A 17,082-nucleotide genomic window follows, 5' to 3' on the forward strand; every position below is an offset into this window, starting at 1 on the left:
TGGGGATCAGGAGGCGATGGGCAGGGCGAACGGCAGCAGCAGTTCGGCGGTGGCGCGGGTCTCCTGGATGTCGCCGACGATCTCTTCCGCCCGGTTGGCCAGGGCGCTGAGCAGGGAGTCGGCGATGCCGTGCGTGTCCTCGTTGACGCCCTGCAGATAGCAGGAGGCGCTCGAACCCTCGGGGAGGGCCAGCTTGTAGAAACGGTCGACCGCGATCTCGTCCATGCCGGCCTTGGTGGCCAGGTCCCGGACCAGCGAGGGCATCCGGCGGTCGAAGCCGGTGCCGAGCAGCAGGACGTCGCAGGGCAGTTCCCGGCGGTGGCCGCTCTTCCTGTCGGAGAGGGTGAGGATGATCTCGTCGTTCTCGATCCTGGCCTCGGGGACCTCGGTCATCGTGATCATCCGGATTCTTTCCTGCCCGGTGAGACGCTCGAGATAGATCTGCCGGTAGAGGTTCTCGAGCAGGCCCGGGGACAGGCCGGCGTAGTTGGTGCGGTGCATCTCGCCGAGAAGCTGGCGGCGTGCCTCGGGGCGCGATCCGTAGAACTCGTCGATGAAGGAGGCGTAGAAGAGCTCGTTGGTGAACTTGCTGCTCTCGTAGCCGTTGAGGCCGATGGAGCGCATGACCATCGTGCACTGGGCGTTGGGCATGTTCTGGTGGGTGGCCCACAGCATCTCGGCCGCGCTCTGCGCGCCGCCGATCACCGCGACCCGGTGGGGGGCGTCGTGGTCGAGCCCCGCGATTTTCCGGCTGTACTCGGTGCTGTGGATGATCCGCTCCCTCGGGAGCGTGTCGAACACCTCGGGGATGTGCGGGTCACGGCCCGCGCCGACCACCAGGGTGCGGCAGGCGATGGTCGAGCCGTCGCCGAGCCGGACGACCCACCGCTCGACCTCGCCGCCGTCGGACAGGACGGGCTCGATCGCCACGCAGCGCCGGCCGTACTCGATGCGCACCTGGGCCAGCGAGTTCGCCACCCAGAGCAGGTAGTCCGATATCTCCATTCGATAAGGGGTGAAACTGCCCAGGTTGACGAATTCGTTGAGCCTTCCCACGGAGTGCAGGTAGTTCACGAAGGAGAACCTGCTCTGCGGGTTTCTCAGGGTGACCAGGTCCTTGAGAAAGGAGACCTGGCTCTGTGTCCAGGGCAGCAGCATTCCGCGCTGCCAGACCACGTCCTCGTGCTGTTCGATGATCAGCGTTCTGGTTGCCAGTTCGGGGGAGAGCTCTTCGAGGGCGACGGCGAGGGCGAGGTTGGACGGCCCTGCGCCGAGTGCGAGCAACTCGACTTCTTGGTGCATCACAGTGGTCGCCTTCCGGACGACTTCTCGGGCGCTGTGCCCGTAGCGGATGGGTCTCTCCTGCTCAGATCACTGCCAGCCGGCTCCCGCGGTCAGAGCGGAGGCCGGCATGGCCATCGGGGCGGGGGTGCCGCCGGTCATCGCGCCGGCCATGGCGGTGGCCGCCGTGGCGGTGACGGTGATGCCGGCGATGACGGCGAGCGAGAGGGCGCCGAGTGCGGTGGCGACTGAGCGGATCATGGTGTTCATCGTTTCTTCCTTTCGATCGGAGCTTTTCGGCACCCTTTTCGCTTTTCGCGGGATCAATATGTCCGTTTAGTTTTTCCGGACATTTCCCGTTTTCTTCTGCCACTTCGATTCTTAGTCAACGTCTCGGGGTCCGGAAGACCTCCGGGCTGTCAGCGCGCTGCAATGGCAGGACGCTGACAGGCCTCCCCGTCGGACGCCTCAAGCCGGATGAGCGCAAGGGTGAGATCGGTGCCGCAGTCCGTCAGCGACCAGCCGTCGAGCTCGGGCGCCGTGCCGAGAAGGCGCAGGAACAACCGGATCGCCACGCCCTCGGCGGCGTCGAGGGTGGGCTGGCGGAGGAAGAGGCCGAAGTCGACGCCGACGGGGCTCGCCTCGCTGTAAACGTGTTCGATGTGGTCCTGGGGCCTCGCCAGCGCCATGAGCAGGCGCCGGAGCTCGGGGGCGGGCATCCGCCCCTCGGGCGGAGCCGGGCGGCCGTCGATCTCGGGGGCGCGTAGTCGCGCGTTGATGAGGTACATAAATCGACCCTGGTCGGCGCAGGGCGGATAGAACAGGGATCATCCCTGGCATGCCCCTGCCTGGCAGGATCCTGACAGGGGGCCGGAGACCGGCCCGCAAGCTGGCAGCACCCTGCCAGCGACGCTGTCACCAGCGGGTTCGGCACCCGGGGCGATCACATAACCCCGTCATCACTCCGCCGGGTTAGCGTCAGGCCGCGACCATCGCGGGCCCGGCCCACGGTCGCGTTGGTCATGCTCGTACCGTGGAGGGGTCGTGCTCATGCTGCTTGGCATCGGGTCCACCGAGGAAACCGTCTACCGAACCATCCTGGAGAACCCCTCCTATGGGGTGACGGAGCTGAGCCTGGAATTGGGATGGCCGGTCGACCAGATTCGCAGCACCCTGGACGAGCTGGCCAGGCTGTCGCTCCTGCGCCCCTCCTGGGAGGAGCCGGACGTGCTGCGCCTGGTCCGTCCCGAGGTGGGGCTGGCCGCGCTGCTGGCCCGCGAGGAGGCCGCGCTGCTGGCCAGGCAGCAGGAGATCGAGCGCAGCCGGACGACCGTCGCCCAGATGATCGCGACCTACGCGGACCAGAACCCGGCGCGGCCCAGCGAGGACTCCGAGACGCTCGTCGGCATCGACATGATCCGTAGCAGGATCGAGGAACTGACGGCCGACTGCCGGCAGGAGCTGCTCGGGTTCGAGGCGCAGGGCGCCCAGACCCCCGACAACATCGAGGCGAGCCGTCCCCTGGACGAGGCGCTGCTACGGCGCGGCGCCGCGATCCGCACCGTCTACCTCGACAGCGTCCGCAACGACCAGCCGACCACCGGGTACGCCCTCTGGCTCACCGAGCACGGTGGCCAGGTGCGCACGGCTCCCAGCCTCCCGCTCCGAATGGTCATCTTCGACCGGAGGACGGCCCTGCTGCCGATGGACCCCGAGGACAGCGGCGCCGGGGCCGTCCTGCTGCGCGGCGTGGGCACCGTCGCCGCCCTGGTCGCCCTGTTCGAGAAGACCTGGGAGACCGCCAATCCCCTCGGTGAGGAACACCGGCGCGACGAGAAGGGCCTCAGCAACCAGGAGCGCGAGATCCTCCGCCTGCTCTCGATAGGGCTGACCGACGACGCCGTGGCCCGCAGGCTCGACGTCTCGGTGCGCACCCTGCGGCGCGTCACCGCCGCCCTGATGGAGCGGCTCGACGCCCGGAGCCGGTTCCAGGCCGGATATCTCGCGGCCGCCCGGGGATGGCTGCCGACCTGTCCGTGACAGCGTCCGAACGACGCCCCATCCCCCGGCCGAGCCGGATTCCCGCCGTCTCCCGGCCGAGCCGGTCCCCCGCCGAGGATCAGGGTTCGTAGGCGCGCAGGCGGGGCCACCAGCCCGGTACGGCCGCGCGGTACCTCTCGTACTCCGCACCGAACCTGCGGCGCAGGGTCGGCTCCTCGTACCAGCGGACGAAGGCGACGACCGGCACCGCCGTGACGACGCCGTACAGCAGCAGGACCGGCCGGCCGAGAAGCAGTGCCTGTCCGACGATGGTCGCGAAGATCGCCACGTACATCGGGTTGCGGACGTACTTATAGATTCCGCCGACGACCAGGTGCTCCGTCGGCGCGATCGGGGCGGGAGTTCCCAGCCCTTCGATCACGAATCGGACGAACGCCCGGACCAGCACCACAACGCCGCCGACGATGAGGGCCACCCCGATGAGGCGCGACGACACCGTGACCCAGGACGGCACGGCCGCGGGCAGGTCTCCCACCTCCCAGCGAGTGATCCACCAGGGCAGCAGCCCGACCACGGCGCCCGGTGCCAGCGCGAAGAAAATCGTGGTTCCGATGGCCGCAGGTGTCCTTCGCATCGCGTCACGCCCCTCTTCCGACCGCGATGACGGCCGTCGGCCGTTCACAATCATCGCCACCCAGTAAATTCACTGCTTGTTGAGTTTAAGCCGGGGTCATCATAGCGTCAACGGCCGGTCATCTTCACCACGAGCCCCTGAATCGGGGTACGCCTATGACCAGCCATGACACGAAAACCCCATGTGGGCAGGAATAGTAGTGATCGCACGATCGTTGGATTACGGAGTCAATGAGTGGCGTCATATGGAGTCGCGCGCCGCGCGCGTAATCTGGCGCAAGTCACGGTCGTGCGACTGGGAGATACCTTGCACCCGATTACGACTGAGAACGATCATGTCCAGGCACCGGCGATCTTCGCGGGGAGGAGCGCCTCCCCACCCAGAACGCTGCTGGACATCCTCGACCAGACCATCCGGCGGCACCCCCACGCCCCCGCGCTCGACGACGGACGGATCCGTCTCGACTACACCGGCCTGCGGGCCGAGGTCGACCGGCTGGCCGCCGAGCTGCGCGAGAGCGAGGTCGGGCGGGGTGACCGCGTCGGAGTGCGGGTGCCGTCGGGCACCGTCGGCCTCTACGTCGCGATCCTGGCCGTGCTCACCGTGGGCGCCGCCTACGTGCCGGTGGACGCCGACGACCCCGACGAGCGGGCCGAGCTGGTCTTCAGCGAGGCCGGGGTGCGCGTGGTCATCGTCGACGGCGAAAAGATCATTCCCTTCGAATACCGGCCCCCGGCGGACGACGCCTCCCTGACACGCCCCGGCGACGCCCGGCAGGACTCCGCACCCCTGGCACACCCCGGCGACTCTCAGCAGGACCCCGGACACCTGGCACACATCGGCGGCGCCGGGGCGGACCCCGCGCACCTGGCACAGACCGGCGGCGGCACGGGCCCCGGGCTCGACGACGACGCGTGGATCATCTTCACCTCCGGGTCCACCGGCAAGCCCAAGGGCGTCGCGGTGACCCACCGCAACGCGGCGGCGTTCGTGGACGCCGAGGCGCGGCTGTTCCTGACCGCCGACCCGATCGGCCCCGGAGACCGGGTGCTGGCCGGGCTCTCGGTGGCCTTCGACGCCTCCTGCGAGGAGATGTGGCTGGCCTGGCGGTACGGCGCCTGCCTGGTCGCCGCACCCCGGGCGCTGGTGCGCACGGGCATGGACCTGGGACCGTGGCTGATCGAGATGGGCATCACGGTCGTGTCCACGGTGCCGACGCTGGCGGCGCTCTGGCCGGTCGAGACGCTCGACGACGTCCGCCTGCTGATCTTCGGTGGCGAGGCCTGCCCGCCCGAGCTGGCCGAGCGGCTGGCCGTACCCGGGCGGGAGGTGTGGAACACCTACGGCCCGACCGAGGCGACGGTGGTCGCGTGCGCGGCGCCGCTGACCGGCGAGGGGCCGGTGCGGATCGGGCTGCCGCTGGCCGGCTGGGACCTGGCCGTCGTCGGCAAGGACGGCCGGCCGGTGGCCATGGGCGAGACCGGCGAGCTGGTCATCGGCGGGGTCGGGCTCGCCCGGTACCTCGACCCGGTCAAGGACGCGGAGAAGTACGCCCCGCTCGAATCCCTCGGCTGGGAGCGGGCCTACCGCAGCGGCGACCTCGTCCGAGCCGAGCTTGAGGGACTGCTCTTCGTCGGGCGGGCGGACGAGCAGATCAAACTGGGCGGGCGCAGGATCGAGCTGGGCGAGGTGGACGCGGCCCTGCAGGCGCTGCCCGGGGTCTCCGGGGCGGCGGCCGCGGTCCGCACGACCGGCGGCGGACATCAGCTGCTGGTCGGCTACGTCGTGCCCGGTGAGGGATTCGACCAGGAGGAGGCCAGGGACCGGCTGCGCCACAGCCTGCCCGCCGCGCTGATCCCGCGGCTCGCCCTGGTGGACGAGCTGCCGACACGCACCTCCGGAAAGATCGACCGGGACGCCCTGCCGTGGCCGCTGGTCAAGAAATCCGAGCTGTCCGACGCGGTGCCCGACGTCGACCCGTGGGTCGCGGAGTGCTGGCTGGACATCCTGGGCGGCACCGAGGGCGACTTCTTCGCCGAGGGCGGCACCAGCCTCGCGGCGGCCCGGCTGGTCTCCGCGCTGCGAACCCGCTATCCGGCGGTCACCGTGGGTGACATCTACGATCATCCGACGCTGCCCGAGCTCGCCGGACACCTGTCCGCGCTTGACGCTCCGGAGATCGTGACCACCGACCGGATCGTCACGCCGATGCCGCGTGGCGCCGCGTTCCTCCAGGCGGTGCTCACCGTGCCGCTGCTGAGCGTCGGCGCGCTGCGCTGGGTGGTCGGCCTGGCCACGCTCAACAACCTGATCGGCTTACCCTGGGCACCGACCGTCTCATGGTGGTGGGTGCTGCTGGGCGCGATCCTGTTCGTCTCCCCCGCCGGGCGGATCGCCCTGGCCGTGACGGGCGCCAAACTCCTGCTGGACGAGCTCAAGCCGGGCACCTACCCACGAGGCGGGGCCACCCACCTGAAGCTGTGGTTCGCCGAGCAGTTCGCCGAACGGCTCGGCGTGGGAGAGCTGTCCACCGCTCCCTGGCTCACCCACTACGCCCGGGCTCTCGGCGCCCAGGTCGGCGCCGACGCCGACCTCCACTCGGCGCCGCCGATCACCGGAATGCTCAAGCTGGGCAAATACGCCGCGGTCGAGCCCGAGGTCGATCTGAGCGGCTACTGGATCGACGGCGACCAGGTGCACGTCGGCGAGATCAAGATCGGTGCCTCCGCCACGATCGGCGCCCGCACGATCCTGTTCCCGGGCGCGCGGGTCGGCAAGAACGCCCAGATCGCACCCGGCTCCGCCGTGGCGGGCTCGGTGCCCTCCGGCGAACGCTGGGCGGGCGCGCCCGCCAGCCGGATGGGCAAGGCCCGCCCGCCCGCCGCGGTCCGGCCGCCGCGCTCGCGGCGCTGGGTGGCGGTCTACGGCGTGTCGGCACTGGTGCTCAGCCTCATGCCGGTGATCGCGGCGCTGCCCGGCCTCGCCGTACTCCTGCGCGACGGCGCGGCGTCCCTCACCGACATCCTGTACGGCGTGCCGCTCGCCACCGTCGTCTCGATGGCCACCTACGCCGTGCTGACCGTGGCCTCGGTGCGGCTGCTGGCCGTCGGCCTGCACGCCGGCTACCACCCGGTGCACAGCCGCCAGGCCTGGCAGGCGTGGGCCACGGGCCTGCTGATGTCGATGGCGCGGGTCTGGCTGTTCCCGCTGTACGCAAGCATGATCACCCCTGCCTGGCTACGTGCCCTGGGCATGAAGGTCGGCCGGGACGTGGAGCTGTCCACGGTGCTGGCACTGCCGTCGATGACCTCCGTGGGCGACGGCGCGTTCCTCGCCGACGACACGATGGTCGCCCCGTACGAGCTGGAGGGCGGGCGGTTCAGGGTCGACCACGTGCGGATCGGCAAGCGCGCGTTCCTCGGCAACTCCGGGATGACCGCGCCGGGACGCAAGGTGCCCAAGGACGGCCTGGTGGCGGTGCTGTCGGCCGCGCCGAAGAAGGCCAAGGCCGGATCGTCCTACCTGGGAATGCCGCCGGTGGAGCTGCGCCGGGCGTCGAAGGACGGCGACCGCAGCCGCACCTACGATCCGCCGCTGCGGCTGAAGATCGCTCGCGCCGCCGTCGAGCTGTGCCGGATCATTCCGGTGATGTGCACGGTCGCGGTCGCGGTGCTCGCGGTCGCGGCCCTGGAACGGCTGACCGGATCGTACGGATTCGTGGTCGCGGCGCTGCTGAGCGGCGTGGTGGTGCTCGGCGCCGGGGTGTTCGCCGCGGCGGTCACCACCGTGGCCAAGTGGGTCCTGCTCGGCAGGATCGCGGTCGGCGACCGGCCGCTGTGGAGCTCGTTCGTGTGGCGCAACGAGCTGGCGGACAACTTCGTGGAGGTGCTCGCCGCGCCCTGGTTCGCCCAGCGCTGGCTGGGCACGGCGCCGCTGAACCTGTGGCTGCGCTCGCTCGGCGCGCGGGTGGGCCGAGGCGTGTGGTGCGAGACCTACTGGCTGCCCGAGGTCGACCTGATCACCCTGGGCGACGGGGCGTCTGTGAACCGGGGTTGCGTGTTGCAGACCCACCTGTTTCATGACCGGGTCATGAGTATCGATACTGTCGTCCTGCGGGACGGGGCGACGCTCGGCCCGCACGGGGTGATCCTGCCCGCCGCGATGATCGGGGACAACACCACGGTCGGACCGGCGTCCCTGGTGATGCGCGGTGAATCCGTTCCGCCGGGTACGCGCTGGTTCGGCAACCCGATCGCGGCATGGAACAAGCGCACTTAGCAGAGGAAATACGTGGTTCCGAGCACTGCCCACCTCCCCTACTTTCCGTCTCACGGCAATGCCGGATACCGGGTGGAGCACTACGACCTGTCCCTGGACTACCGGGTCGCCTCCAACCGGCTCGGCGGGACCGCCCGCCTGTCGGCGGTGGCGACCGAGACGCTCAGCCGCCTCTCCCTGGACCTGGGCACCTTCCGCGTGGGCGGGGTGCTGATCAACGGCAAGGCGGTGCGGTTCACCCATCGCGGCGGCAAGCTCCATCTGGCCCCGGGGCGGCTGGCCCCGGGGCCGTTCACCGTCGAGGTGCGATACGCGGGCAGTCCCCGCCCGGTGTCCAGCTTCTGGGGCGAGCTGGGCTGGGAGCAGCTCACCGACGGCGTGATCGTGGCCAGCCAGCCGATCGGGGGCCCCTCGTGGTTCCCGTGCAACGACCGCCCCGACGACAAGGCCTCCTACCGGATCGCGGTGACCACGGCCTCGCCGTACACGGTGGTCGCCAACGGCGACCTGACCGCCAGGCGGCGGGAGGCGACGGGGACCACGTGGGTGTACGAGCAGACGGAGCCGATGGCCTCCTATCTGGCGAGCGTGCAGATCGGCCGCTACCAGCAGGCCGAGCTCGGCCCCCGGATGCGGCTGGCCTTTCCCGCCAAGATCGCCGCCAAGGCGCGGTACGACTTCGGGCGGCAGAACCAGATGATGGAGGTCTTCAGCGATCGGTTCGGGGCCTACCCGTTCGGGTCCTACACCGTGGTGGTGACGGACGACGAGCTGGAGATCCCGGTCGAGGCGCAGGGCATGTCGATCTTCGGCGCGAACCACGTGGACGGCCTGCGGGGCGAGGAGCGGCTGGTCGCCCACGAGCTGGCCCACCAGTGGTTCGGCAACAGCCTGACCCTCACCGGCTGGCGCGACATCTGGCTGCACGAGGGATTCGCCTGCTACGCGGAGTGGATCTGGTCGGAGGCCTCCGGCGGGGAGTCAGCGGGCTCCCTCGCCGCCCGCTGCCACCAGCGGCTGTCGGCGCTCCCCCAGGACTTCGTGCTCGGCGACCCCGGCGCCCGGCGGCTGTTCGACGACCGCGTCTACAAGCGCGGCGCTCTCACGCTGCACGCGCTGCGGCGGGTCGTCGGCGACCTGGCGTTCTTCGCGATGCTGCGCGAGTGGACGTCCGCGAACCGCCACGGGAACGTCACCACGGACATGTTCCTCGACCTCGCGCTGCAGTACGCGACGCGCTCCTACGACGGATTCTTCGCCTCCTGGCTCTACGGCACCCGCCTGCCACCCCTCCCCTGACCGGGACGAACCTCGAACCCGTAGCCGGAGGCAGACCTCGAACCGCCCTCACCCATATGCCAGACCTGCCACCAACGAACTCAACGAAACCGGATGATTACGTTTACTTACGCTGCAGCCATGTCAACGACACCGCGGTCCGTCCAATTTGAGGACGCCGTTCTGGACAAGCTCGCAAAGTTCGCCATGGAACACCCGGGGCTTTCGGTCTCCGCCGCCGCCAACCTCCTCATCACCGAGGCCCTCCGGATGGAGGAACATCCGGGTGTGCTGTTTCGAACCGGCCCGTCGGGCCGTCGAGCAGTGATCGTCGGCGGTCCCGACGTCTGGGAGGTCATTCGAGCGATCAAGGTGGCCCGTGCCACCGAGGCCGATGCGACCGCCGATGAGATCGTTGTCATGACCGCCGAATACTCGGGACTGCCCCAGCACCAGGTCAGAACGGCGATCCGGTACTGGTCGGACTACCCGGACGAGATCGACGCTCAGATCACCGCAGCCGACGCGGCCGCGGAGAAGGCGGAGGAGCGCCGGAGGCGGGAGCAGAGGCTGATGGCGTCATGAGCGGCAGGCTACTGCTGGACGAGATGCTCCCACCCTCGCTCGCCGAGATTCTTCGCGACCGGGGACACGACGTCGTCGCCATCGTCGAACGTCCCGGGGGCCGAGGGCTTCCCGATCCTCAGGTATTGGATCTGGCAGTGGCGGAACAGCGCTGCCTGCTCACCGGGAATGTCCGTGATTTCGAGATCCTCCGAGCGCAGCGACTCCACGGAGGCCACCCGTGCGCGGGTCTCCTCTACAGCGGTCCACACCGCTTCCCAAGAACCAAGACCGCGATCGGCCGGTTGATCAACGCCTTAGACGAGCTCCTCTCCGAAGAGCGACTGCCCGTTCCCGGCCAGGTGGACTGGCTGGTTTGACGCGTTCGAGTCCCGATGGTCGCGACGACGAGCGCCCCGGCCACCCCGGCCGGGGCGCTCGTCGTACGGGTCGCCTATCCGTACGTGGGGTGCTGCGGCCATCCGGGCGGGGAGTCCTCCCAGTCCTCCTGCCGGCCGTACGCGGTCAGGTCGAGGATGCTGTTGACGAAGACGAGCCGGTCCACGCCGCGGGAGGTGGTGCTGTATGTCCGGTAGACGTCCTCACCGTCGCGCAGGAACGCGCTGAGCATGAAGCCGCTACCGGCGCCGCAGTCCTCCGCGAACGACGTGCCGTGCGACGACACGAACGGCATCGTCCACCCCATCCGCGCCTTGTACGCCTCGATCTGGGCGAGCGGCATGTTCGACACGGTCACCCAGGCGACATCGCGCGCGGCCAGCTCGGTCAGCCCGGTCACGGGGACGCTGTTGGTGAAGTGGGTGCAGCCCGGGCAGTAGTGGTCGGGTCCCTTGTCCATGAACTGGTAGACGACCAGTTGCCCCCGGTCGTCGAACAGGTCGAGCAGGGTCTTGGCGCCGACCGGTGTGTCGAACTTGTACGCGTTGGCGAACTCGACCATCGGGAGCCGCCGCCGCCGCGCGGCGAGCGCGTCCTGAGCCCGAGTGACTTCCTTCTCGGCCTTGAGCAATTCGTCGCGGGCCTGTTGCCAGTCCGCGGCTGAAACAATCTCTGGTTTCTCCATTCACCAATTGTGCCTCCCTAGGCCGACAAAACCCGGAATGACACCCGCGACCTGCCGTAAGACCAGCGGGCGTGTCGGCGGGATGAGGGCGGTCTCCATCTTTGACGTCCCGTCGCACTACCTTCTTTGCCGGCCTTCGTCGAAAGCACGACAATGGTGGCTATATTTTCATGCTTTATCATGCCATTCCGAATTTTTCGACCTTCGGATTCCCGCTCGGCAAAAACATGATATATAAATATTTGTCAAGCTCCTTTCCGGTCGCACGTCGATTCGCCTGCCGACGAAGTACCGATCAAGAAGGCCTGAGGTTGCGCACGCCTGGCGACTGGCCGAGCGGCACATTCGTGCGGGTTGCAGACCTGGAACATGAGGTGTCCGGATCGCGAATACCTGTCGACGCATACCTGCGCCGAACGAGCGCGGCTTCGCTTCGCAGCGGCGGACATGTTCGACTCGCACCGTGAGTCAACCGGCAAGCAGCTGTCCGAAAAAAGCGGAGCACATCACCGGCCCCGTTCGCCCTATGGCTCAAAACGACCAGACCGGGCCAGATCTCCGATACGCCGGGATCCTGTCCTTCTCAGGACTTTCTCAGTAATCCTCAGTGCCCTCTCAGGTCGTTAATGCTGTTGTTGTGCCATGTTTGGAGTGCTTCCCAGATCGACGGCATGGTGGCCCTATGCGGGGGCTGCGTGGACCACGGCCTACGGCGTGATCCACGTGTGGTGGGCGCTCGGTCACGCGCCGTCCTTCCCGCCGCCCGGCGAATCGTATTTCCCCGGAACCTGGACGCCGGTGGGGCTTGCCCTGCTGTCCGCGACAGTGTGTCTGCTGATCGGCGCCGGGGCCGGACGTCGCCGGAGCTCTACCGCACGGTGGGTGCTGGTGGTTCTTGGCTGGGTGGCCGGCGCCGGGATGCTCTTGTACTCATTCATGTTCGCCATCAGCCTCGTGACCCTGATATTCGAGCTTGACGCCGACTGGGTAACCCTGCTTACGCGCGGCAGTGGCGTGGTCGGCGGGGTCCTGACACTGGCCGGCGCCATCGCTGAGCAGCGCCGTGCCCGGCATGCTTGTCCTCATTGCGGCCGTGCCCCCGGTCACACGCCCGCGCGACGCGGTGACCCTGCTCCCCGATGGGCGTACATCGCGGGGTATGCCACGGTCGTTGGCTGCGCAGTCCGCGTGGGCGGATTGGTGATCGATTACCTTGTGACGGGCAGGCCGCTTCCCGTAGCGCTCGGATGGTCGTTCTCGGTCTTCGTCGTCCTGCTGATCCTCGCCGGCACCCTGCTGCCGCTCGCGTTGGTGCACCGCTGGGGCCGGATCTGGCCGCGATGGGTAATGCCGTTCGCCGGACGTAACGTGCCGCGATGGCTCGTTCTTGGGCCGGCCTTGTTCGTGGGCGCCGGTCTGACCGGGTACTTCGGTGTCGCCGGGATGACGGAGATGGTCCTCCTGGGACAGGGGAACAGGGTCGGAGCTCCACTATGGCGGATCTTGATGGAGATGCTCGGATATACCGTGTGGGGTTTGGGTCTGCTCCTCGCCGCGATCTCCTACCACGCTCTGACCAGGTCGGAGTGCCGGTCCATCCCCCCGGGAGATGGCAGCACCTTGCCCGTGACGAGACGTCACACCGATTGATCGTTTCGGATCAGGGTCTGCCGAACTTCCATGAGGGCGAAGCCGAGCAGGTTCAGGCCGTTCCACCGCGCCGGGTGTTCGGCTCGCTCGTCGTCGGCCGCCAGGCCGATGCCCCAGACGCGGTCCACCGGGCTGGCCTCGACCAGCACCCGCCGCCCGGTGCCGAGCAGGAAATCGAGCAGGTCGTCGTTCTGGCCGAACTTGGCGAGATTGCCCCGGACCACGAGGTCGAAGCGGGCGGCGGCCCAGACGTCGTCGTCGAAACCGCGGACCCGGCGCCCGAGGTCCTTGGCCCGCTTGGGATGGTCGGCGGCGACGATCGCCGCCGTAGTCTCCTCGTCGCCGAAAAGCCGGGCCTTCCCGGACATCATGAAGTGCTCGGCCGTACGGTAGACGACCCCGTCCACGGTGAAGTCCGCCGGCCACCACTGCGACAGGCAGCCCGCCCCGACGCCTCCCGAACTCGGCGGCCGATGCCCCCAGAACATCAGGTATTTGATCCGTTCGCCCGTCTCGGCCGCCCTGACCAGATCGGCCACCGCCCGCACGTTCGCCACTTCCGACATACGCACACGATCCCAGACGGCGACCACGAGCGACCACCGCAATATTCGTGCCGCACTCGCCGCAACGCGCCCTCGCCCACCCGCCGAGCCTTGATCGACGAATTCGACCGAGACCTCCGGCCCCATCAAGGGCTCCGGGGTGTGGTGTGAACGACCGGATCGGCCCCGCCGTTGGATTCTGGGAGCACCTGCGGCCGATGACGGGTCAGACCAGTTCGAGGCCGCCGTCGACGGTGAGGATCTGGCCGGTGAGCCACGTTGTGGCGGGGTCGGCGAGCCGGAGGACCCAGAGGGCCACCTCGTCGGGTCGGCCGCGCCGGCCGAGAGGGATGCGATCGGCTTCGTCCTGTTTGATCTTGTCGACCAGGGAGTGCGAGAGGCCGGCGGCGGTCAGGGCCTCGCTCTCCGTGGGGCCGGGAGCCAGGCCGTTGACCCTGATGTGGTCGGGCGCGAGTTCCAGCGCCCAGCTGCGGGTGAGCTGTTCCAGAGCGCTTTTGGAGGCGGCGTAGTGGGCCGCGCCGGGCAGCGGCCGGTGACCGTAGGTGCTGGAGACGTTGACGATCGAGCCGCGGGTCCGGCGCAGGTGGGGCAGGGCCGCGGCGGCGAGCAGGCTGGGGGCGGTGACGTTGAGGTCGAACAGGTCGCCGATACGCGCGGCGGTCGCTTCGGCCAGCGGCATCACCGCGGTGGCGCCGGCGTTGTTCACCAGCACGTCCACCCGGCCCCATCGGTCAACGGCCGCGTCGATGACCGCCTGCGGGGCGTGTTCGGCCCGGATGTCGGCGGCGAGCGTGACGATGCCGGGATGCTCTCGGGCGGTCTCCTCCAGCGCGTCCTGGCGGCGGCCGACGCCCAGGACGTGCGCCCCGGCCCGAGCGAACGCGATCGCGGTGGCGCGCCCGATCCCGGAACCCGCTCCGGTGACGATCACCACCCGGTCGGCGAGGTGGTGGGCGCTCTGTCGCTCGGTCATCACAAATCCCATTCATTCGATGTTCGCGAAATATCGAACAAAGATATCACCGTCGCCATGAGGACGGACACGGCCCCCGGCTGCCGGCGAGAGCGCGATTCGTACCAAGGAGTAACGATCTCCCAGGTCAGAGGGGGTGTTCACTCATCGACGGCCACGGAACCGAGCCCGCCCCGGGAGCCGCGGCAACCGGGCGGCCCCCATCAGGTCAACGATCATGCGCTGCGGCTGTCAGGCCTGCCGTGGCCGGGCCCCGGAAGAAAACCGCGCGGGTCGCCGTTCCGGCCGAGCTCGCAAGGTTGCCGCCCGCGGATACGACGGCGCGACCGGAGCGTGCGGTCGTTATCGTGGGCGGGTGTCATCCGCCCTCCGCACCCGCCTGCTCGCCGTACTCGCGGCGGTCGCGACCGTCGTGGCCGGACTGACCGTCCGCGCGCTGACCGACGGCTGGTTCGGCAAGTACGCCGGTGACGCCCTCTACACCGTGCTCGTGTACGCGCTGATCGTGCTGGTATGGCCCCGCGTCTCGCCGGTCCGGGCCGCGGCCGGCGCGCTGGCGTTCAGCTGGGCGATCGAGTTCGCCCAGCTGACCTCCATACCGGCCGCCCTCTCAGAGGTCAGCGTGGCGGCCAGGCTGGTGCTGGGTAGCACCTTCGGCGCCGCCGACCTCGTGGCATACACCGTCGGGGCCGTCCTCACGGCGGCGGCGCACACCCTCGTCCGCCGTATCCGCTCCACAGAGCGGAGCCACGGTCAGTGAAACTTGGCCTCCTGAAGGAGACGGGGTGGCAGGTAGGGGGAGACGACCCGGATGTTCCAGCCCCGGCGGCGAGCGTGGCAGGTCAGGGCCAGGACGTCGAGGTTGATCGCGGCGTCGGGATCGTCCGCGCGGTCGGCGACCGCGTAGTGGTCGCGATGGGCGTCGAGGGCGTCGAGGAGGGCCAGATTGAAGCTCTCCTCATCGCCCTCGACCAGTTGCGAGAACAGAACGGCCGGCGGGGGGAAGAAGCCCCAGGACCTGGCCTTGTCACAGTCGCGGACGGCTCGGTCCGTGGCGGGTTCGGGGGCCGCGCCTCGCAGGTAGTCGTGGAGGGCCTCGCGGTATGAGGCGAAGGCGGAGTTGTCTTTCTTGAGGACGGTGGAGCCGGCGAGCACGAGCGGGGCCAGGTTCTCGCGGGTGCCGGTGATCAGGGCGAGGTTCACGGCGGTGTGCCAGTGGCCGGGCCCGGCGTCATCCCCGTGGTACGCGGGGTAGGTGATTGCGCGGCCGTCGATCGTCACGTCGACGTCGGCGCCGGGCTCGGCGAGGGTGATACGGAAGAGTGCGGCACCCAGCTGGGAGGCGAGGCGCAGGTTCTCCACCTGCGGGTCCGTGACATCGGCGGACAGCGAGGCACGGGATTTGAAGAGATTCTTCTGGTAGTCCACGGCGCTCGACAGTCTCCAGACCTTCAGCGGCTCTCCGGCCACCGGCGTGAAGGCCTCCCTGGTGTACTGCTCGACCAGGACCACGCTCTCCGGGTTCAGGGGCTGGGGGTTCTTCGGCCGCTCAAGCATCACGGGTCCGGTGGCCAGTTCGGCGACCGCCTCCGGACGCCTGTTGCGGCCGTACTCCTGAACCCGTGGCCCCGCGGACTCGAATCCGGTCACCAGCGCGCGCGGGAGATAGCCGGTGTCGATCGGCGGCTGCCAGCCCTCGCGGCGGTAGGCGAGAGCGGCCAGGGCGAGCGGCAGGAGGGGAAGCAGGGTGCGGAGCGTGGCGCCCTGGCCGGGGAGGGCACTGTACGGGAGCAGCAGTTCGGCCAGTTCCGCGCGGAACGCCTCCGGGTCACCGGCGGTCAAGGCGCGCAGGGCGCGGAGCGCGATGCTCTGCGGGCGGTCGAGAAGGTTTTCGCCGATCCCGTCGTCCAGAGTGCGGATCCGGGCGAGCGCGGCGTCGAGCGCGGCGAGCTTCTGCTCCCCGGACGGCGGGTAGTCCGCGTCGTCGTCCCCCGTGTCCCCGAGGACATACGCCATGAAGCCGTTGATGAGCTCGACGACGGGACGCCCGGCCCCGCCCTCCTGAGGCGGCTTGCGGGCGAAGTGGAAGGCCTCCCTGTGCCATTCGGCCTTGCCGGACAGGACCGCCAGGCAGAAGGCGTCGAGCCACTGGTTCGCGGTGACGGACTCCCGCCCGCCCTCGGACCCGGACTCGTAGTTCAGCCCGAAGTTCACATAGTGGAGGAAGATCTGGAAGTCGTTGTGCGGGTAGTACGCGGCGTACGCCACGGCACCCGCGGCGGCCTCGGTGGCGTCCTCGAGGACCGCCCTGGCCTCGGGAATGCCGAGGTCGGGCGTCTCGACGGAGAGCGCGCACAGATAGTCGAGGAACTCCTCGGAGAGCAGCCACCACTCGTAGGTGGTCATCGGGCCGGCCTTCGACATGGAACGGACCTGCGAACCGATCCTGTTGGTGAAGTCCTCGCGGGCCGCCGCAACCACGGCCCTGCCCACCTGATGCCGCTCTATCCGCACTGTTCCGCTCCCCGTATCCGCGCTGCGGCCCCAGCCTAGGGGAGTCATTCCGATTGCTGATGGTGTGTCGGGAAATGCGAAGTATCCATGATCGATCTGTGACAAACGACCTGGACGCCCCTCCCACCAGGAGGAGGGAAGATCCAGCCGTATGATTTTTAGACCATGCCCGAAGGACACACGATTCTTTAGTGCGTATCGTTACGGCACTGCAACGGCAGCGATACGGCGTAAGCGCAGCGATCACGGCCAGGCACTT

16 protein-coding genes are annotated in these 17,082 nt (G+C 69.0%); 7 read left to right on the forward strand and 9 right to left on the reverse strand.

Annotated features, from left to right (window positions below; translation table 11 throughout):
- Positions 1–6 precede the first annotated feature (6 nt).
- The 3 genes from DKM19_RS30440 to DKM19_RS30450 all read right to left on the reverse strand — a co-directional run bounded on the left by DKM19_RS30440 (position 7) and on the right by DKM19_RS30450 (position 2,069).
- Positions 7–1,302 (reverse strand): SidA/IucD/PvdA family monooxygenase, encoded by a 1,296-nt coding sequence (locus tag DKM19_RS30440; RefSeq protein WP_239514494.1) that lies wholly within the window; start codon positions 1,300–1,302, stop codon positions 7–9.
- A 69-nt stretch (positions 1,303–1,371) separates the two neighbouring features.
- The gene (locus tag DKM19_RS30445) at positions 1,372–1,551 is read right to left on the reverse strand and encodes a hypothetical protein (RefSeq protein WP_110700320.1); all 180 of its coding nucleotides are present in this window, start codon (positions 1,549–1,551) and stop codon (positions 1,372–1,374) included.
- A gap of 149 nt (positions 1,552–1,700) precedes the next feature.
- Positions 1,701–2,069 carry a hypothetical protein gene (locus tag DKM19_RS30450; protein WP_110700321.1) on the reverse strand — a complete coding sequence of 123 codons (369 nt, stop codon included), beginning with the start codon at positions 2,067–2,069 and terminating at the stop codon, positions 1,701–1,703.
- A 262-nt stretch (positions 2,070–2,331) separates the two neighbouring features.
- Between DKM19_RS30450 and DKM19_RS30455 the strand changes: the two genes are divergently transcribed.
- Positions 2,332–3,321 carry a helix-turn-helix transcriptional regulator gene (locus DKM19_RS30455; RefSeq protein ID WP_239514495.1) on the forward strand — a complete coding sequence of 330 codons (990 nt, stop codon included), beginning with the start codon at positions 2,332–2,334 and terminating at the stop codon, positions 3,319–3,321.
- A 79-nt stretch (positions 3,322–3,400) separates the two neighbouring features.
- On the opposite strand, the gene DKM19_RS30460 is transcribed toward DKM19_RS30455, so the two are convergent.
- Complete coding sequence (locus DKM19_RS30460) at positions 3,401–3,916, reverse strand: isoprenylcysteine carboxylmethyltransferase family protein (protein WP_110700326.1); 516 nt, start codon at positions 3,914–3,916, stop codon at positions 3,401–3,403.
- Between the two features lie 306 nt (positions 3,917–4,222).
- Here DKM19_RS30460 and DKM19_RS30465 point away from each other — a divergent pair, with 306 nt between their 5' ends.
- The 4 genes from DKM19_RS30465 (at position 4,223) to DKM19_RS49905 (ending at position 10,416) form a co-directional block, all read left to right on the forward strand.
- A complete protein-coding gene (locus DKM19_RS30465) occupies positions 4,223–8,194 on the forward strand; it encodes a Pls/PosA family non-ribosomal peptide synthetase (protein WP_239513663.1) in 3,972 nt (1,323 codons plus the stop codon).
- A 12-nt stretch (positions 8,195–8,206) separates the two neighbouring features.
- The gene (locus tag DKM19_RS30470; protein WP_110700328.1) at positions 8,207–9,493 is read left to right on the forward strand and encodes a M1 family metallopeptidase; all 1,287 of its coding nucleotides are present in this window, start codon (positions 8,207–8,209) and stop codon (positions 9,491–9,493) included.
- 120 nt (positions 9,494–9,613) lie between these two features.
- Positions 9,614–10,057 (forward strand): hypothetical protein, encoded by a 444-nt coding sequence (locus tag DKM19_RS30475; protein ID WP_110700330.1) that lies wholly within the window; start codon positions 9,614–9,616, stop codon positions 10,055–10,057.
- Positions 10,054–10,416, forward strand: coding sequence for a DUF5615 family PIN-like protein (locus DKM19_RS49905; protein WP_162641887.1), 363 nt, complete (start codon positions 10,054–10,056; stop codon positions 10,414–10,416). The genes DKM19_RS30475 and DKM19_RS49905 overlap by 4 nt, the downstream gene beginning before the upstream one ends.
- A gap of 74 nt (positions 10,417–10,490) precedes the next feature.
- On the opposite strand, the gene DKM19_RS30485 is transcribed toward DKM19_RS49905, so the two are convergent.
- Complete coding sequence (locus tag DKM19_RS30485) at positions 10,491–11,120, reverse strand: DUF899 family protein (RefSeq protein WP_110700334.1); 630 nt, start codon at positions 11,118–11,120, stop codon at positions 10,491–10,493.
- Positions 11,121–12,050: 930 nt separating this feature from the next.
- Entirely contained in the window at positions 12,051–12,194 is a 144-nt protein-coding gene (locus tag DKM19_RS49910) for a hypothetical protein (protein WP_162641889.1), read from the reverse strand.
- A 126-nt stretch (positions 12,195–12,320) separates the two neighbouring features.
- Between DKM19_RS49910 and DKM19_RS49915 the strand changes: the two genes are divergently transcribed.
- Positions 12,321–12,770: a hypothetical protein gene (locus DKM19_RS49915; protein WP_162641891.1), complete on the forward strand. Its 450-nt coding sequence runs from the start codon at positions 12,321–12,323 to the stop codon at positions 12,768–12,770.
- Here DKM19_RS49915 and DKM19_RS30495 read toward each other — a convergent pair.
- Together DKM19_RS30495 and DKM19_RS30500 are read right to left on the reverse strand one after the other, a co-directional pair.
- The gene (locus DKM19_RS30495) at positions 12,758–13,336 is read right to left on the reverse strand and encodes an NADAR family protein (RefSeq protein ID WP_110700338.1); all 579 of its coding nucleotides are present in this window, start codon (positions 13,334–13,336) and stop codon (positions 12,758–12,760) included. The two genes, DKM19_RS49915 and DKM19_RS30495, sit on opposite strands and share 13 nt — an antisense overlap.
- A 205-nt stretch (positions 13,337–13,541) precedes the next feature.
- The gene (locus tag DKM19_RS30500; protein ID WP_110700340.1) at positions 13,542–14,309 is read right to left on the reverse strand and encodes an SDR family NAD(P)-dependent oxidoreductase; all 768 of its coding nucleotides are present in this window, start codon (positions 14,307–14,309) and stop codon (positions 13,542–13,544) included.
- Positions 14,310–14,664: 355 nt separating this feature from the next.
- Here DKM19_RS30500 and DKM19_RS30505 point away from each other — a divergent pair, with 355 nt between their 5' ends.
- Positions 14,665–15,069 (forward strand): DUF2809 domain-containing protein, encoded by a 405-nt coding sequence (locus tag DKM19_RS30505; RefSeq protein ID WP_204358315.1) that lies wholly within the window; start codon positions 14,665–14,667, stop codon positions 15,067–15,069.
- On the opposite strand, the gene DKM19_RS30510 is transcribed toward DKM19_RS30505, so the two are convergent.
- Positions 15,063–16,823: an immunity 49 family protein gene (locus DKM19_RS30510; RefSeq protein ID WP_204358316.1), complete on the reverse strand. Its 1,761-nt coding sequence runs from the start codon at positions 16,821–16,823 to the stop codon at positions 15,063–15,065. The genes DKM19_RS30505 and DKM19_RS30510 overlap by 7 nt on opposite strands.
- Positions 16,824–17,082 lie beyond the last annotated feature (259 nt).

The organism is Streptosporangium sp. 'caverna' (assembly GCF_003203775.1).
GTDB classification, from domain to species: Bacteria; Actinomycetota; Actinomycetes; order Streptosporangiales; family Streptosporangiaceae; genus Streptosporangium; species Streptosporangium subroseum.

Bases quoted from the DNA above. Each gene is read 5' to 3' on its own strand.
- DKM19_RS30440 (WP_239514494.1), bottom strand. From the start codon at position 1,302: ATGCACCAAGAAGTCGAGTTGCTCGCACTCGGCGCAGGGCCGTCCAAC.
- DKM19_RS30445 (WP_110700320.1), bottom strand. From the start codon at position 1,551: ATGAACACCATGATCCGCTCAGTCGCCACCGCACTCGGCGCCCTCTCG.
- DKM19_RS30450 (WP_110700321.1), bottom strand. From the start codon at position 2,069: ATGTACCTCATCAACGCGCGACTACGCGCCCCCGAGATCGACGGCCGC.
- DKM19_RS30455 (WP_239514495.1), top strand. From the start codon at position 2,332: ATGCTGCTTGGCATCGGGTCCACCGAGGAAACCGTCTACCGAACCATC.
- DKM19_RS30460 (WP_110700326.1), bottom strand. From the start codon at position 3,916: ATGCGAAGGACACCTGCGGCCATCGGAACCACGATTTTCTTCGCGCTG.
- DKM19_RS30475 (WP_110700330.1), top strand. From the start codon at position 9,614: ATGTCAACGACACCGCGGTCCGTCCAATTTGAGGACGCCGTTCTGGAC.
- DKM19_RS49905 (WP_162641887.1), top strand. From the start codon at position 10,054: ATGAGCGGCAGGCTACTGCTGGACGAGATGCTCCCACCCTCGCTCGCC.
- DKM19_RS30485 (WP_110700334.1), bottom strand. From the start codon at position 11,120: ATGGAGAAACCAGAGATTGTTTCAGCCGCGGACTGGCAACAGGCCCGC.
- DKM19_RS49910 (WP_162641889.1), bottom strand. From the start codon at position 12,194: ATGCCGGGCACGGCGCTGCTCAGCGATGGCGCCGGCCAGTGTCAGGAC.
- DKM19_RS30495 (WP_110700338.1), bottom strand. From the start codon at position 13,336: ATGTCGGAAGTGGCGAACGTGCGGGCGGTGGCCGATCTGGTCAGGGCG.
- DKM19_RS30500 (WP_110700340.1), bottom strand. From the start codon at position 14,309: ATGACCGAGCGACAGAGCGCCCACCACCTCGCCGACCGGGTGGTGATC.